This is a genomic window from Spirillospora sp. NPDC046719 (assembly GCF_040645715.1).
Classification (GTDB): Bacteria; Actinomycetota; Actinomycetes; order Streptosporangiales; family Streptosporangiaceae; genus Spirillospora.
This window is the reverse complement of sequence record NZ_JBEYYT010000196.1, coordinates 1-16,711: the sequence shown is the minus strand read 5'-3', so window position 1 is coordinate 16,711 and position 16,711 is coordinate 1. Positions and strand designations below refer to the sequence as shown.

General features: G+C 73.6%; 9 protein-coding genes and 1 pseudogene. 6 read left to right on the top strand and 4 right to left on the bottom strand.

Going from position 1 to position 16,711, the window contains the following annotated elements:
• A pseudogene (locus tag ABZ914_RS28890) lies at positions 1-347 on the bottom strand (hypothetical protein); the annotation flags it as partial.
• A gap of 352 nt (positions 348-699) precedes the next feature.
• Here ABZ914_RS28890 and ABZ914_RS28885 point away from each other — a divergent pair.
• The gene (locus ABZ914_RS28885) at positions 700-1,062 is read left to right on the top strand and encodes a YkvA family protein (RefSeq protein ID WP_151546629.1); all 363 of its coding nucleotides are present in this window, start codon (positions 700-702) and stop codon (positions 1,060-1,062) included.
• Positions 1,063-1,129: 67 nt separating this feature from the next.
• On the opposite strand, the gene ABZ914_RS28880 is transcribed toward ABZ914_RS28885, so the two are convergent.
• A complete protein-coding gene (locus ABZ914_RS28880) occupies positions 1,130-1,873 on the bottom strand; it encodes an IclR family transcriptional regulator (protein ID WP_387028025.1) in 744 nt (247 codons plus the stop codon).
• Positions 1,874-2,051: 178 nt separating this feature from the next.
• Here ABZ914_RS28880 and ABZ914_RS28875 point away from each other — a divergent pair, with 178 nt between their 5' ends.
• From ABZ914_RS28875 to ABZ914_RS28860, 4 genes are all read left to right on the top strand, one after another.
• A complete protein-coding gene (locus ABZ914_RS28875; RefSeq protein WP_500197031.1) occupies positions 2,052-3,731 on the top strand; it encodes a hypothetical protein in 1,680 nt (559 codons plus the stop codon).
• Positions 3,732-3,936: 205 nt separating this feature from the next.
• Positions 3,937-4,182 (top strand): TFIIB-type zinc ribbon-containing protein, encoded by a 246-nt coding sequence (locus ABZ914_RS28870; RefSeq protein WP_500197030.1) that lies wholly within the window; start codon positions 3,937-3,939, stop codon positions 4,180-4,182.
• A gap of 268 nt (positions 4,183-4,450) precedes the next feature.
• Positions 4,451-6,247: a fatty acyl-AMP ligase gene (locus ABZ914_RS28865; protein ID WP_500197029.1), complete on the top strand. Its 1,797-nt coding sequence runs from the start codon at positions 4,451-4,453 to the stop codon at positions 6,245-6,247.
• Positions 6,248-6,362: 115 nt separating this feature from the next.
• Positions 6,363-9,098 (top strand): MMPL family transporter, encoded by a 2,736-nt coding sequence (locus ABZ914_RS28860; RefSeq protein WP_500197027.1) that lies wholly within the window; start codon positions 6,363-6,365, stop codon positions 9,096-9,098.
• Between the two features lie 3 nt (positions 9,099-9,101).
• Here ABZ914_RS28860 and ABZ914_RS28855 read toward each other — a convergent pair whose 3' ends face one another.
• Both ABZ914_RS28855 and ABZ914_RS28850 read right to left on the bottom strand, forming a co-directional pair.
• Positions 9,102-10,334 carry a glycosyltransferase gene (locus ABZ914_RS28855; protein ID WP_500197026.1) on the bottom strand — a complete coding sequence of 411 codons (1,233 nt, stop codon included), beginning with the start codon at positions 10,332-10,334 and terminating at the stop codon, positions 9,102-9,104.
• A gap of 9 nt (positions 10,335-10,343) precedes the next feature.
• Positions 10,344-13,016: an MDR family MFS transporter gene (locus ABZ914_RS28850; RefSeq protein WP_500197024.1), complete on the bottom strand. Its 2,673-nt coding sequence runs from the start codon at positions 13,014-13,016 to the stop codon at positions 10,344-10,346.
• A gap of 291 nt (positions 13,017-13,307) precedes the next feature.
• Between ABZ914_RS28850 and ABZ914_RS28845 the strand changes: the two genes are divergently transcribed.
• A partial coding sequence (locus ABZ914_RS28845) for a type I polyketide synthase (protein ID WP_500197023.1) occupies positions 13,308-16,711 on the top strand: 3,404 nt, incomplete at its 3' end.

The window sequence follows — 16,711 nt, the reverse complement described above, 5'->3', positions numbered from 1 at the left end:
GCCAGGTCACGGCGCAGCTCGGCGACCGCGGCGGGCAGCCCGGCCGCGGCCTGCTCGACCGCGCGGCCGTACGCCTCGATGGCCTCGGTCTCCAGGATCGCGCCCGAGCCGAGCCCGCCCGGCGAGCGGCCGGGCAGGTCGAGGTAGACGCGCCACACCGGCACGCCCGTCATCGGGATCGCCGCCGCGAGCGCGGCCGCGGTCCGCGGCGGGTCGAAACCGGGCCAGGCGAGCATCAGCCGGGTCGGCCCGGACGCGGTCGCGTCGACCGCGGTGGGCGGGAGCGCCACGTAGGCGGCGCCCGCCACGGTGCCGTGGACGGGTCTGTTCAGATGGTCGCCGCTCATGTCGTGGATCAGCTCCTGCGGTGCTCGACGGGCGGTGCCGGTCGTGCCCCGGGGAGGCGGCGCCCCTCCCGCGAGGACCTCTCATGCTGGCAGCGGGCGCCGGCCATTGCGCCGTAATCCCCGCACGTTGCCCACGAGAGTGACGAAGAACTCACTTCCGGTAACCCGATCCGTGCCGTGCGGGCACCGTGCCGGCGCCCGCTGACGATCATTACGGCGACCGCCGCGGCGCACCGCTTGTGATCCGGGCCTCATGGTCCACCGGAGGGAACAAAACCGGCATCGGTCACGTCATAGAGGGACGTGGGCGCTGCGGGGGCGCGCCCTCACGACCCCTGACCGAGGAGCACCTGTGGACAGGAAGCGCAGGACGGCCGCCGCCGGGCAGGCCTGGCAGATCTACAGCGAGACCCTCCAGCCCGACGTGCCCGGCTTCTGGGAGCGGTTCCGCGCCGTGCCGCGCATGCTGAAGTCGGTCCTGCGCGGCCAGTACAAGGGGATGTCCTTCGGGACGCTCGGCCTGCTCGCGCTCGGGCTGGTGTACATCATCTCGCCGATCGACGCGATCCCGGACGTCATCCCGATCGCCGGCATCGCCGACGACACCGGCCTCGCGCTGTGGCTCGCGGCGGTGCTCGTCAAGTCCGCCGGCGACTTCGTCATGTGGGAGCGCAGCGGCCGCCCGACCGTCATCGTGGGCGAGCCGATCGACTAGCCGCCCGGGGGCCGGGCTGTCTCAAGCCCGGCCCCGGCGCCGGTCCCGCGCTCCGGGATGGGGCGCGTCAGGCGCCGCCCAGTTCCTTCGCGAACCGGTCCGCCGCGTCCCGCACGATCGGGACCACGTCGGCGACCGCCTCATGCGTCATCCGGCCGGACGGCCCCGACACCGACAGCGCCGTCAGCGCGGGCGCGCCCCGCAACGGCACCGCGACGCACCGCACCCCGATCTCCTGCTCCTCGTCGTCCAGCGCGAAGCCCTGCTCGCGGACGCGGCGCAGCTCGGCCAGCAGCGCGTCCTGGTCGGTGAACGTGTTCGGCGTGTGCGCGGCCATCCCCGTCCGGCCGAGGATCTCGCGGACGCGCTCGTCCGGCAGCTGCGACAGCAGCGCCTTCCCGACGCCCGTGCAGTGCGGCTGCACCCGCCGCCCCACCTCGGTGAACATCCGCATCGAGTGCTTGGACGGCACCTGCGCCACGTACACGGCCTCGTCGCCCTCCAGCACGGCCATGTTCGCGGTCTCGCCCACGTCGTCCACCAGCCGCGCCAGGACGGGACGCGCCCACGTCCCCAGCAGCCGGTTCGCGGTCTCACCGAGCCGGATGAGGCGCGGGCCAAGCGCGTAGCGCTTCGACGGCTCCTGCCGCACGTACCCGTGGTTCACCAGCGTCCGCATCAACCGGTAGATGGTCGGCATCGGGAGCCCGGACACCTCGGTCAGCTCCGACAGCGCCATCTCGCCGCCCGCGTCCGCCAGATGCTCCAGCAGCTCGAACGCGCGCTCCAGCGACCGTACGGCCTCCGCCACCCGCGTCTCCTCTCCTCGCGAATCACCCGATTCTACGGAGATCTGATTTCACCATGCGAAAGAGGGTCCCGGTCGGGTTACTCATGGCGACACTCTGGCAATGAATGACTACGGACTGCAACGAATCAGTCGCCCCCCTGGACGCAACAGAGACAGTGAATCCGCGAGAGGGGACCCCGTGCGAACCGGTGGCAGCAGGACACGCAGCAGGGCGCGCGTCGGCGCGATCATGGCGGGCGGCGCGCTCGCCGTACCGCCGATGATGCTCACCGGGGCGTCCGCGAACGCGAACCAGTCCGACGTCCGGCTGCTCACCCGGACCTCGACGTCCGCGGCCGCCGTCGCCGGGCCCGCCTACGCGCTCGGCCACACCGTCCGCGTCCGCGCCGAGGGCGGCGTCGCGCACCACGCCGTCCTGCGCCTCCTCGCCGCCGACCCGCTCGCCTGGGCGGACCGCCCGCCGGGCTGCGCCCGGCTGGACTCCGGCCACGAACTGCGCTGCGACCTCGGCGACGTGGGCGGCGCGACGGTGACGAGGGCCGCTACCGTCTCCGTGCCGGCCTCCGCCGTGGAGCGCCCGTCGGGGACGCGGCCGTCCATCGTCACCATCGCCGCGGCCGACAACACCGAACCCCGCACGTCCCGCGCCGTCTTCCACCTCCCGTCCGGCGGGGGCCAGTCCGCGACGGCCGACGCGCCACCCGCCCAGCCCCAGTCCGCGCCCAACGAGGGCGACGCGCACTGCACCGCCGACGCGCCCGGCTCCGGCAAGCCCTGCCATGACGCCGCCCCAGGCGGCCACGCCGCCCCGGCCTCGCACTGCCACAAGCCCCGGACGACGACCGGCCCCGCCCAACCCCACCCCGCGAACCAGGGCCGGCCGGTGCACCATGCCGGGCCGCCGCAGCAGCCTCACCCGAAGCCGCGCGCCCACCCCGTCCAGCCGATGCCCCCGGCCCACGCGCCTACCAACGTGCAGGCACCCGCACACGGGAAGCCCTCCGGGCATGGGAAGCGGCCGCATCATGGGGCGCCCGCCGGCCAGGGCGTCACGGCCTACGACGCACCGAGCCACAACGCGGCCCCGAGCCACCACGCGGCCCCGAAGCAGCACGCCGCACCGAGCCAGCAGTACACCGTGCCGAAGCAGTACACCGTGCCCAAGCAGTACACCGTGCCCAAGCAGTACACCGTGCCCAAGCAGTACACGGCGCCGAAGCAGCACAGCGCGACCGTTGACGGCGGTGCGTCGAGCGGTGCCGCCGGCGGGAGCGGCGCGCACAGCCATCACACCTGGTCGTACGGCGCCGACGGGCCGTCCGAGCTCGGCGTCCCGTGGGACGACGACGCGCCCGCCGCCGGGAAGCACAAGCATCGCGGCGGGACGTCGGCGGGGAGCGGTCCGTCGGCCGATGACGGGTACCCGGCCGACGACTGGACGGGGACGCACGGCGGCAGGGGCTACGGCGGCACCACCGGAGCCGGGCACGTGAACGAGGAGCAGGTGCCGAACCTGCCCGTCGTGCCGTCGCCGGGACGGCCGGGCGTCGCGCTGCCGCCGCTGAACGCGCCGGGCGCGATGCCGGTGCCGAACAGCCAGGCCATGGCGGGCACGACGAGCGACGGCGGCGACCGCGGCGACGGCCGGATGACGCTGGTGTCGCCGGTCGGCATGGAGCAGGGCAACGGAACCGACTGGGCCGTGGTGCTCGGCGTCGCGATCGTCGCGGAGATCGGCCTGCTGTGGGGCGCCGCGTGCTTCGGCCTGTGGCGGCGCCGGATCGCGCTGTACCGCGCGGAGACCCGCGCGGCCGAGGCGAGGGCGGAGGCCGCCGCCCGAGGCGGCGCCTACATCTGACGGCCCCGGCCGCAGGGGGCGCACTGACCCGGTGCGGAGCATCGTCCGCGTCCGGTTCGTCCGGAATACCGATGGGAACGGGCGGAGCGGCGGCCGCGGGCAGGCGATTCGTTCGCGGATGACCCGGCCCGGTGCCAAATAGGGGATCGTGTCAGTAAGCTGATCCGCTGTCAGTAAAGCTGCGGTCACGGACAGGGGATCCGGTATGTCAGAGGCGTCGATGCAGTGTCCGAAGTGCGCGTCCGCGCTCGACACCCACGAACGGCACGGCGTGGTGATCGAGGAATGCCCGGGCTGCAAGGGCGTGTTCCTCGACCGCGGCGAACTGGAGCAGCTGATCGACGCGGAGAGCCGCTACCTGGCCGAACTCCCCGAGGCGGAGAACCCCGACACCACCTACCAGGGACGGCACCGGCGTGGGATCATGCAGCAGATCTTCGCGGACCACTAGGTCCGGACCACTACCGCGCACACGGTCGGTAACGGTGCCTGCGCCCAGACGTGAAAAGGCATTTCCTCTTGTCACGGCGGTGACAAACCCGGCCGCGGCGAATGTGGCGCGCAGCTAATATCGCGCGCTGCCTACCATCCGGTAGCTTCACGATCATCGCCGCTCGCCGGGGGGCGCCAGACGAGTCGTCCGGCCGACCGCACGCATCGCCGGCGGCACCCACCCCCCACGATGGCCCGCCCGGCCCGTCCCCTCGGGAGATTGATCAATGGCATTGGGCTCGCTGCTTCCCGAACTCCTCCCCGGCGGTTCCGGCCGCACCCCGCTGATCGAGCGGGTCGCGCGGTGGGCGCGGGAGAAGCCGGACGCCCCGGCCTTCACCTTCGTCGACTACTCGCTGGACCCGGCCGGCAAGCACATCACCCTGACCTGGGCCGAGACCGACCGGCGCGCCCGCGCGACGGCGACCGCGCTGCGGCAGGTGACCGGGCCCGGCGAGCGGGCCGCGCTGCTGCTGCCGCAGACGCTCGAGTACATGATGACGATGCTCGGCGCGATGTACGCGCACGTCGTCGCGGTGCCGCTGTTCTCACCCGACCTGCCGGGGCACGCCGACCGGCTGATCGGCGCGTACGCCGACAGCGAGCCCGCGGTGATCGTCACGACCCGGAACGCGCTCCCGCACGTGGAGAAGTTCCTCGCCGACCACGACGTCCCGCAGCCGAAGGAGATCCTCTTCGCCGAGGAGGTCGACCTCGGGCTCGCCGCGTCCTGGGAGGACGAGCCGATCGGGTTCGACGACTTGGCGTACCTGCAGTACACCTCGGGGTCGACGCGCCGTCCCGCCGGCGTCGAGATCACGCACGGGAACGTGACGGCGAACGCGGCGCAGCTGTGGGCGGGGTGGGCGCCGGAGAAGCCGGACCCGGAGCTGGTGAGCTGGCTGCCGCTGTTCCACGACATGGGCCTGATCGCGACGATGGCGCTGCCGCTGGTGCACGGCGACCACGCCATCTACACCGACCCGGTGTCGTTCATCATGAACCCGATGCGCTGGCTGCAGCTGATCGCGGCGCGGCCGGGCAAGAACGTGTACACCGCGGGCCCGAACTTCGCGTACGAGTACGTGGCGTCGATGGCGTCCCCGGAGAAGCTGGAGGGCCTGGACCTGTCCGGGCTGACGACGTGCCTGAACGGCGCGGAGCCGATCCGCACGTCGACGCTGTCGACGTTCGCGGAGGCGCTCGCGCCGGCGGGGCTGCGCCCGGGCGCGCAGGCCCCCGGGTACGGGCTGGCGGAGGCGACGGTGTTCGTCACCGCCGCGGCCGAGGACGTCCCCCCGAAGATCATCTCGGTGGACCGGGACGTCCTCACCCAGGGCGAGGTCCGGCTGTGCGAGCCGGACGCGGACCGGGCGAGCACGCTGGTGTCGTGCGGGCGGCCGTCCGGGCAGATCGTCGCGATCGTCGACCCGGACGCGCGCGCGGAGCAGCCCGACGGGCACGTCGGCGAGATCTGGGTGCACGGCCCGAACACCGCCGCCGGGTACTGGCGCAACTCCGAGCGCAGCCAGGACACCTTCGGCGGCGAGCTCGCCGAGCCGGGCGGCCTGCCCGCCGGGCCGTGGATGAGGACCGGCGACTACGGCGTGGTCCACGAGGGCGAGCTGTACGTCACCGGCCGCATCAAGGACCTCATCATCGTCGACGGCCGCAACCACTACCCGCAGGACATCGAGGTCACCGCGCAGGAGGCGCACCCGGCGGTCCGGCCCGACCACGTCGCCGCGTTCGCGCTGCCCGGCGAGGAGACCGAGCGGCTCGTCGTGGTCGCCGAGCGGAACCGGCGGGTGCCGCTCGGCCGGCTGGACCTGGACGAGGTCGAGTCGGCGGTGCGCGGCGCCGTGAACGTCGAGCACGAGATGAGCGTGCACGCGTTCCTGCTCGTCGAGCCGGGCGGGGTGTCCCGCACGTCCAGCGGCAAGATCGCCCGCGCGGCGACGCGGCAGCGGTACCTGGACGGCGCGCTGCCGACCACGGCGGCGCGGCTGGCGTCCCGCAAGTAGTCTCGGCCTCGCACGCACGGGGCGAGGCCGCCGCACGATCGGCTCGGCACGGGCATCGGCCCGGCAGGGGGCCGCGGGGCACCGCGCCCCGCGGCCGCGACGACACAGGAGGACCATGCTCTCGGGGCTGGGACGTCTCATCCACCGGCGACGGTGGGTCAGCCTCGTCTGCATCGTGCTGCTGACGGGCGTCGCCGGCGCCTGGGGCCTCGGCGTGTTCGCGAAGTTCAAGGCGGGCGGCTTCGAGGACCCGAACGCGTCCTCCACGCTCGTCGCGCGGCTCGGCGCCACCTACTTCGGCAGCACGAACCCCGACGTCCTCGTCCTCTACAAGAGCGACACGATGACGGTCGACGACCCGCGCTACGAGGCGAGCGTCATCAGCACCGTCGCGCGGCTCCCCAAGGACCGCGTCGAGGAGATCATCTCCTATTGGGCGCTGGACGAGAAGGACGCGGCGTCGTTCGCGTCCCGCGACAAGCACGAGACGTTCGTCGCGGTGAAGCTGAAGGGCGACGACCCGACCAAGCTGAAGAACTACCAGGACATCAAGGAGCGGCTGAAGGCGCCGGGGCTGACCGTGCAATTCGGCGGCGCGGTCCCGCTCGGGCAGGAGTTCGGCGAGCAGGTCACCGCCGACATCGTCCGCGCGGAGACCATCACCGCGCTGCCGCTGCTGATCCTGCTGATCCTGCTGTTCGGCGCGGTCGTCGCCGCGTCGCTGCCGCTGCTCGTCGCGGTGTTCTCGATGATCGGCGGGCTCGCCGTCCTGCACGTCGTCACCTACGCCGCCGACGTGACGTCCTTCGCGCTCGAGGTCGTCACGATGATGGGCGTCGGCCTCGCGATCGACTACTCGCTGTTCATCATCAGCCGGTTCCGCGAGGAACTGCAGCGCGGCATGACCGCGCACGGGATACCGCCCGGCAAACCCTGGAAACGGGAGCGCGGGAAACAGGCGCGCAAGGAGGCGAAGAAGGCGCACCGGGAGGCGATGCGGCCGCTCCGCGAGGACGCCCTCGCCGCGACCCTCGCGACCGCCGGCCGCACCATCATGGTCTCCGGCGTCACCGTGTCCGCCGCGCTCGCCGGCCTGCTGCTGTTCCCGCAGATGTTCCTGCGCACCATCGGGCTCGCCGGCATCGCCACCGTCATGGTCGCCGTGTTCGGCGCGACCGTGCTGCTCCCCACCCTCCTCGCCATCCTCGGCCCGCGCGTCGAGGGCGGCCGGATGCCGTGGCGGCGCCCCACCTCCAAGCGCGCGCAGCGCGACCACGACAGCGGCTTCTGGTACCGGCTCGGCCACAGCGTCATGAAGCACCCGCTGCCGTACTTCGCCGTGGTCCTGGTGATCCTCGGCGTCATGTTCGGGCCTTTCCTGCACGTCCAGTTCGGCAGCATCGACGCCCGCGTCCTGCCGAAGGACAGCGCGACCCGCGCCGTCGTCGAGAACGTCAAGGCCGACTTCCCGAACGGCACCGCCGAGCCCATCGACGTCGTCATCTCCGGCGACCTCATCCCGCGCGACTGGAAGCCGTCCAAGTCGGGCGACAACATCCCGCCCTACCTGGAGGGCTTCCGCAAGAAGCTCGCCGCGCTCCCGGGCGTCACCGAGGCGAAGTTCACCGGCTACTCCGGCGCGTACGGCGGCGTCCGCGTCTCCGTGACGCACAAGTACGAGCCGATGGACGAGCACGCCCAGGACCTCGTCAAACGGATCCGCGGCATGAGCCTCGTCAAGGACGGCTACCCGATGCACATCGACGTCGGGGGCAGCACCGCCGCGCAGATGGACCTGATGTCCAGCCTGATGCGCAGCCTGCCGAAGATGGCGATCGCCGTCGGGCTCGCCACGTTCCTCCTGCTGTTCATGTTCTTCGGCTCGGTCGTGCTGCCGCTGAAGGCCATCGTCATGAACGTCCTGTCGATCGGCGCGTCGTTCGGCGCGATAGTGTGGGGGTTCCAGTACGGGCACCTCGCCGGCGTCCTGGACTTCACCCCGACCGGCGGCGTCGAGGCCACCAGCATGATCCTCATCCTCGCGGTCGTGTTCGGCCTGTCGATGGACTACGAGGTCTTCCTGCTCAGCCGGATCCGCGAGGAGTGGGACCGCACCCACGACAACCGCGCCGCCGTCGCCCGCGGCATGCAGCACACCGGCGGGATCATCACCAGCGCCGCGCTGCTGTTCCTCGTCGTCATCGGCGCGTTCAGCATGGCCGGGATCACGGTCGTGAAGCTGATCGGCGTCGGCATGTTCGTCGCCGTCGTCGTGGACGCCGCGCTCGTCAGGTCCCTGCTCGTGCCCGCCACCATGCGGTTCATGGGCAAGGCGAACTGGTGGCTGCCGGGGCCGCTCGCGTTCCTGCACGCCAAGATGGACCTGCGGGAGCACAGCGTGGCCGGCGCCGGTGCGGGGGCCGCGACCGTCGCCGTCCCGCCGCCGCTGCCCGAGGCGCAGCCGTACCCGTACCGGATGCACTGGGAGCAGGGCACGCCCGAGACGCCCGCGCCCCCGGCTCCCGCCGCACCTCCTGCGCCCGCTGTGCCCGCTGCGCCTCTTGCGCCCGCCGGGCCTGCGGCGCCGGTGCTGGACGCGAACGACGCCTTCCAGCCGGCCCTCCAGCCCACCCCGAGCGGACCGCCCGACGGTGAACGCCCGCAACTGGTGTTCCGCGACCCACACCCGTCGGCCGCGCACGCGCCCGCGGCCCGTACGGAGCGGCCGCAGGCGCCGTGGGCCCCGTGGGCGAACGGCCAGCCGCAGCCCCGCCCCGTCCGGCCCCCGCGCGTCAAGCGCCGGATCGTCCCGTCCCCCGACGGCGACGGCTGGACGTGGAGCTCCGACTGACCCTCAGCGCAGCAGCCCGTCGATGACGTCCCGGGCGCGGCCCACGCCGTCCTCCGCCCGGATCCGCCGGCCCACCTCGTACGCCCGGTCGGCCATCTCCTGGTCCTCGGCGACGCGCCGCAGCTTCCGCGCGAGCCGCGGCACCGTCATCGCGCGGAACGGCAGCGGCGCGGGCCCGGCGCCCAGCGCGGCGACCCGCTCCCCCCAGTACGGCTGGTCGCCGAAGAACGGGCACACCACCGTCGGCACCCCGGCCCGCAGGCCCGCCGCCGTCGTCCCGGCGCCGCCGTGGTGCACGACCGCCGACATCCTGGGGAACAGCCACGAATGCGGGACGTCCCGCACCGCGAGGACCTCGTCGTCCGACGTCTCCGGATCGCCCTGCACCACGCCGCGCACACCGGCCAGCCGCAGCGCCGCCCGGACGGCCCGCCCGGTCATCTCCGCGTCCTTCGGCACCATGCTCCCGAACCCGACGTAGACGGGCGCGGGGCCTGCCTCCAGGAACGCCGCGATCTCCTCCGGCGGCTCCCACTCCGGCTCGTCCAGGAACCAGTACCCGGTGATGTGCACGCTCGCCGGCCAGTCCTTCGGACGCGGCACCACCGCCTCGCTGAAGCACGCGAGCACCGTCGTCCCGTCGCGGCGCAGGCCGCGCAGCGGAAGCCGCGGCAGGCCCAGCCGCTCGTCCCGCCACGGGTTGATGAACGGCCGCGACAGCTGCCACGCGATCTGGTCGACCGCCTCGAAGCTCGCCCGGTTCCCCCACCGGCCCAGCATCCGCGCCTGCGGCACGAACGGATGCGGGAACGCGCCCGTCGGCTGGCTCGGCTGGAAATGGATCAGCGCCCGCGGCACGCCCAGATGCGCGCCGATGTGCTCCGGCAGGAACCCCAGCGTCGGACCCAGGATCAGATCGGCGCCCTTGCACGCGTCCAGGCACTCGCCCAGCAACCGCTCCGCCATCGGCCCGAGGATGCGCCGGAACCCGCCGAGGAACTTCACCGGGTTCCGCCCGCCCGCCAGCAGCTCCTGTCCCGCGTCCGACTCCAGGATCTCCGTCGGATCGGCCGTCAGCGGCGCCAGCTCCAGCCCCGCCGCCACGGCCATCGGCGCGTACCGCGCGCTCGCGACGAGCCGGACCTCGTCGCCCCGCTCCCGCAGCGCCCGCCCGAGCGCCACGCACGGCTGGACGTCCCCCCGCGAACCCGCGGCGAAGATCACGATTCTGCTCACGGCAGCTCCCTACCAGGCGTCGCTACGCGGACTGACCGACGGCTCGCCGGACGGGTCGTCGTCCTCGGGCACGTACGGCGTGTACAGCCATCCGTCCGGCGGCGGCGGAGGCCACCCCGGCCCGCCGACCTCCGGAACCTCCTCGGCGGCCGCCCCGTCGCCGTCACCGTCCCCGTCGGGCCCGGCCTCGGCCGCCGCGCCGCCGCGTCCGGCCACCCAGGCGTCCCCGGGCTCGCCGCCCAGAACGCCCGCCTCACCAGGCTCGTCCTCCGGGGCCCGCCCCACGCCGCTGGTCTCGGAACCCTGCACGGCAGGCGTCGCGGCCTCGCCGGGACCGTGTCGCTCGTCGAGCGGGTCGGCGCCCTCCAAGCTCAACGCAACCGGCGGCGGCGCGACGGCGCCGTACCCGCCGACCTGCTCTTCCGCGGTCGTCGTCGCGCCGAGAGGGTCGGTGCCGTCCTGGTCCGAGGTGACGGGTGGTGGCGGCGCCTCGCCGTCGTCCTGGGGGTCGGGTGCCTCTGAGCTCGCGGTCGTCGTCGGGGCGGGGGACTGCGTCCGGGGCGCCGTCGGCTCGACGTTCGCGGTGTCCGGATGTGACGTCCCGAGGGCCGGGTCGTGCTCGGCGTCCACTGGTTGGACGGGAGTGTCGGCGGGCGGGGCTTCGGTGCCGGCGGCGGGGTCCGGCGATTCGGGGGGCGCGGGCTCCGGGGCGCTCGGCTCGGGGGGCGGGGTTCCGGTGGTCGAGGGGCTCTTGCCGCGGGACGCCAGCTCTTGGAGGAGGGCGTGGGCGATGGGCTCCGAGCTGGGCGTGGGGGCGGCGAGCGGGGAGCCGCCGGGGGTCCAGCGGTCGGGGAGCGTGGCGAGGGGGTCGTCGTCGGGCGGGAGGGTGCCGCGGGAGCGGGCGGCGGACTCGTCGTCGAACCACTTGCTGGTGGGCGGCGGCGGGGGCTCCTCGGCGGGGCTGGTCCAGGTGGGGATGGCGGTGTCGGCCCAGTCCTGCCAGGGGGACGTCGCGTCCGGCGGGGTGGGGCGCCAGGTGGCGGGCGCGTCGTCGTCGGGGGTGTCGCTCCACCAGTGCGGGCCGGGGGTGCGCGGTGCGGCCATGGGATCCGTTTCCGTCCTGAGGGGGATGGGCGCGGGGACGGGGTCGGCGGACGGGACGGCGCCGACGGGGTCCGGGCCCGGGACGACAGGGAGCGGGTCGCGGGGGGTCGCGGTGGCGGTGGCGGTGGCGAGGGCGGGTTCGGGACGGGCGGCGGCGGGTTCGGCGACGAGGGGGGCCTGCTTGCCGTGCTTGGGGCCGGTCCAGCCGCGCCGGCTGGGCAGGGTGAGGGCGCTGATGACGCCGCCGATGAGGACGAGGGCGGCGCCGAGGGCGAGCCCGGAGGAGGTGCCGCGCCGGAAGGACTCGAGGGCCCCGGCGCTCGCGCCCTCGTCGGGGACGGTCTGGATGAGCAGGCCGACGATGGCGATGCCGAACGCGCCGGACGCCTCGCGGATGACGTTGATGACGCCGCTGGCGACGCCGGCGCGCTTCTCGGGCACGGCCTTGAGGACGTACATGACGAGCGGCATGGCGAGGGCGGCGCCGACGCCGACGAGGAGGACCCCCGGCATGAGGTCCGCGTACCCGTCGCCGATCTCGAGGGTGGAGAACAGGACCATGCCGACGCCCATCAGGGCCATTCCGGCGCCGATGGCGGGACGGGGGCCGATCTTGGTGGCGAGGAGGAACGCGACCGGGGTCAGCACCATGATCGTGAGGGCGGGGGGCAGCATGACGAGCCCGGCCTCGGGCGGCGAGAAGCCGAGGAAGCGCTGCAGGAACGGCTGGGAGTAGAACATCATGCCGTTGAAGCCGATGCCGTAGAGCATCTGCGAGACCAGCCCGCCGGAGAAGACGCGGTTCCGGAAGAACCGCAGGTCGATCATCGGGTCGGGGGCCCAGCTCTCGACGACGATGAAGCACACGAGCGCGATGCCGCCGAGCGCGAAGGTGCTGAGGACGGACGGGTCCGCCCAGCCGTGCTTGTTGCCGTCCTCCAGGCCGTAGATGAAGGCGAACAGCATCGTCGCGGAGATCAGCACGCCGGGCAGGTCGATGCGGGCGTGCGGGTTCTTGCTGCGGCCGGTGAGGACGACCGCGCCGAGCAGGATGACGAGGATTCCGGGGACGATGTTGATGAGGAAGATCCAGCCCCAGTGGAAGTGCTCGACGATGATGCCGCCGATGGTGGGGCCGAGGGCGGTGGCACTGGACGCGGCGCCGATGAAGACGATGTTCCCGATGGAGCGCTGCTTGTCGTTGCGCCCGACGGTGACCATGACCTGCGTGGCGGGAAGGACGAGCGCGGCGCCGCCGCCCTGGACGATGCGGGCGAGGATGAGCACCTCGGAGGTGTGGGCGAGGCCGCAGACCGCCGAGGCGGCGGTGAAGACGATCATTCCGGTGGTGAAGGTGACGCGGCAGCCGTAGAGGTCGGTGAGCCGCCCGCCGGTGATCATCAGGCAGGAGAACATGAGGATGTAGCCGGTGGCGACCCAGTCCTTGGCGGAGGACGACATGCCGAGGTCGGCCATGATCCTGGGCAGGGCGGTGAAGACCACCGTGTTGTCCATGGTGGTCATGAACGCGCTGACGGCCACCACCGCCAGCGCCCATCGGTATCGGCCCCGGGTCACCTGATCCTGCGGCGGGGGTCCCGTGCCGCCGGGAAATCCGCCGCTTCCCCCTAAAAGCGTTCGTGGCTATTGTTACTATTGGTTGGCATCCGGTCACTCGGCCCACGGTTAGGGCAGAGTCCCTCAACTATCCCATCAGGCCACATTGGTTACTGCCGAGTCTTGTCATCACCGTGACAAGTGGCCGGGGAGAAAAGTGGTCTGGATGCGCATCGTGAGCCGGTCACCGTAGGACAAAGTGGTCCCTCCGCTTCGATGAACGATCCCGGTTTCATGGGGGGAACCCACCGCATGCAGAGCAACGATCGTTCCGGAGCCGCGCGGGACAACGCGGAGGGCGACCCACGGATCGGCGAGGACGCGATTCGCCGGCACCTCATCGAGCAGATCGCGCGGCGCTCCAGGATCGCCGAGGCCGAGGTCGACCCGGACCGTCCGCTGGAGGAGTTCGGGCTGGCGTCGCGGGACGCGGTGGCGATCGCGGGCGACCTCGAGCAGATGCTGGGCCGGGCGCTTCCCGCGACGCTGGTGTGGGAGCACCCGACGATCAGCAAGCTCTCGCGTGCGCTGGCGGGCGGCGCCGACGCCGCCGAGGCGGAGCCGGCGGCGGCGCCGGTCCGGGCGGCGGCCCGGGACGACGAGCCGATCGCGGTGGTCGGGATCGGCTGCCGGTTCCCCGGCGGCGACCGCGACCTGACCGGGCCGGCGGAGTACTGGCGGTTCCTGACGGGCCGGGGCGACGCGATCCGGGAGGTGCCGGACGGCCGCTGGGACGCGTTCGACGACGGTTCCCCCGAGGTCGGCGACCTGCTGGCGAGGACGACGCGGCTCGGCGGGTTCCTGGACGACGTGGCGGAGTTCGACGCGCAGTTCTTCGGGATCACGCCGCGCGAGGCGGCGGTGATGGACCCGCAGCAGCGCCTCGTCCTCGAGGTGGCGTGGGAGGCGTTCGAGCACGCGGGGATCGGCCCGGCGTCGCTGCGCGGCAGCCGCACCGGCGTGTTCGTGGGCGTCTCGGCGCCGGAGTACGCGGCGTTCACCGCGTCGGACCTGGCGTCGCTGGAGCCGTTCACGGCGACGGGCGCGGCGCTGAGCATCATCGCGAACCGGCTGTCCTACCTGCTGGACCTGCGCGGCCCGAGCATGATCGTCGACACGGCGTGCTCGTCGTCGCTGGTGTCGACGCACCTGGCGGTGCAGGCGCTGCGCAGCGGCGAGGCGGACGTGGCCCTCGCGGGCGGCGTGAACGTACTGCTGTCGCCGACGGTCACGATGACGTTCGACCTGGCGGACGCGACGGCCAGGGACGGGCACTGCAAGGCGTTCGACGCGTCGGCGGACGGGATGGTCCGCGCGGAGGGCTGCGGCGCGGTGGTGCTGAAGCGGCTGTCGGACGCGGTCCGCGACGGCGACCGGGTCCTCGCGGTGATCAAGGGCTCGGGCGTCAACTCCGACGGGCGGTCCAACGGCCTGGTGGCGCCGAACTCGGACGCGCAGCGGGCGCTGCTGCGGGACGTGTACGCGGCGGCGGGCGTGGAGACCACCGAGGTCGACTACGTCGAGGCGCACGGGACGGGCACGTTCCTCGGCGACCCGATCGAGGCGAAGGCCGTCGGGGAGGTGCTGGGCGCGGGCCGGGCGGCGGACGAGCCGCTGCTGATCGGGTCCGCGAAGAGCAACCTCGGCCACATGGAGTCGGCGGCGGGCGTCGCGGGGCTGATCAAGACCGTCCTGGCGCTGCACCACAAGGTGATCCCGGCGAGCGCGCACTACAAGGAGCCGAACCCGCACATCCCGTTCGACGAGCTGCGGCTCCGGGTGGTCGCGGACGAGACGCCGTGGCCGGAGCGGAGCCACCCGGCGCGGGCGGGCGTGTCCGGTTTCGGGTTCGGCGGGACGAACGCGCACGTGCTGCTGGAGGAGGCTCCGGCGCAGGAGGTCGTGAGCCGGCCGGCGGTGGTGCGGACGTTCCCGCTGTCGGACACGAGCGACGACCGCGTCCGCGACCACGCCGCGCTCCTCGCGGAGTGGGTCGCGGACCGCGATGACGTGAAGCTCGCCGACGTGGCGCGGACGCTGCACCGGCGCGGCGGCCGGGGACGGTCCCGCGCGGCGGTGTCGGCCCGCGACCGCGCCGGTCTCGTCGAGGGCCTGAAGGCGCTCGCGGAGGGCCGCCCGCACCCCGGCGTGGTGACGGGGTCGGCGCTCGGCGTCCCGGGACGTCCGGTCTGGGTGTTCTCCGGGTACGGGGCGCAGCGCGCGGGCATGGCGCAGCGGCTGCTGGAGGAGGAGCCGGCGTTCGCCGAGGCGATCGACGACCTGGACGGCCTGTTCGCCGAGGAGGGCGGCCCGGACCTGTGGTCGCTGCTCGAGGAGGGCCGCAAGCCGGACGGCCCGGCCGACACGATGCCAGTGCTGTTCGCGATCCAGCTCGGCCTGGCGCGGATGTGGACGTCGTACGGCGTCGTGCCGGGCGCGGTGATCGGGCATTCGATGGGCGAGGTAGCGGCGGCGGTCGTCGCGGGCGCGCTCACCCCGCAGGACGGCGTGCGGGTGATCGTGCGGCGGTCGAAGCTGCTGACGAAGCTGGTCGGCGGCGGTGCGATGGCGGTGCTCGGCGCGTCCGCGCAGGAGGTCGAGCGGCTGGCGGACGGGCTGCCCGAGGTGTACGCGGCGGTGCACTCGTCGCCGAAGCAGACGGTCGTGACGGGCGACGCCGACCAGGTCGCCGAGGTCGTGAAGCGTGCGGAGGCGGAGGGCCGCCTCGCCCGCATGGTGCAGGCGGAGGGCGCCGGGCACTCCCCGCAGGTCGACCCGCTCCTGCCCGACCTGCGCGAGCAGCTCGCCGAGGTCGGTCTCGAATCCGGCACGCCGCTCGCCGACGGCATCAGGCTCTACACGACGGCGCTGCCCGACCCGCGCGCGTTCGACGGCGAGGACGCCCGCCTGGACGTCGAGTACTGGGCGGCGAACCTGCGCAACCCGGTCCGGTTGACGGACGCGGTGTCGGCGGCGGCCGAGGACGGGTTCCGGACGTTCGTCGAGGTCAACGCGCACCCGATCCTCGCGCACGCGGTCGGTGAGACGCTCGGCGGCAGCGGCGCCCTGGTCACGCACACGCTGAAGCGCGCGCCGAAGGGCCAGGAAACCGACGACACGCTGACGTTCCACGCGCAGCTCGCGACGCTCGCCGCGCACGGCCTCGCCGTCGCGCCGCCCGCCGACGGCCGGATCGTGGACGTCCCGCAGTCGCCGTGGCGGCACGAGCGCCACTGGGTCGACCTGTCCACGCGCAACCGCGGCGGCCGCGACGAGCACCCGCTGCTCGGCGCGCACGTCGAGCTGCCCGGCGAGGACCGGCACGCCTGGCGCGCCGACGTCGGCCTGGACGCGCAGCCGTGGCTGTCCGGTCTCACCGTGCACGGCCTGCCCGCGCTGCCGGTCGCGGCGTTCGCGGAGATGGCGCTCGCGGCGGGCGCGACGGCGCTCGGCACCGACGCGGTCCGTGTCAACAGCCTGTGGATAGAGCGCCCGCTCGCGCTCGCGGAGCACACGACCGTCACGACGACGTTCGCCGAGGCCGAGCAGCGCGTCGAGGTGCACGCGCTGACGCCCGCGGGCACGTGGGCGCGGCTGGCCAGCGCGGACGTCGGCGAGGACGCCCGTCCCGCCCCCGCGCCGGAGCACGGCGCGGC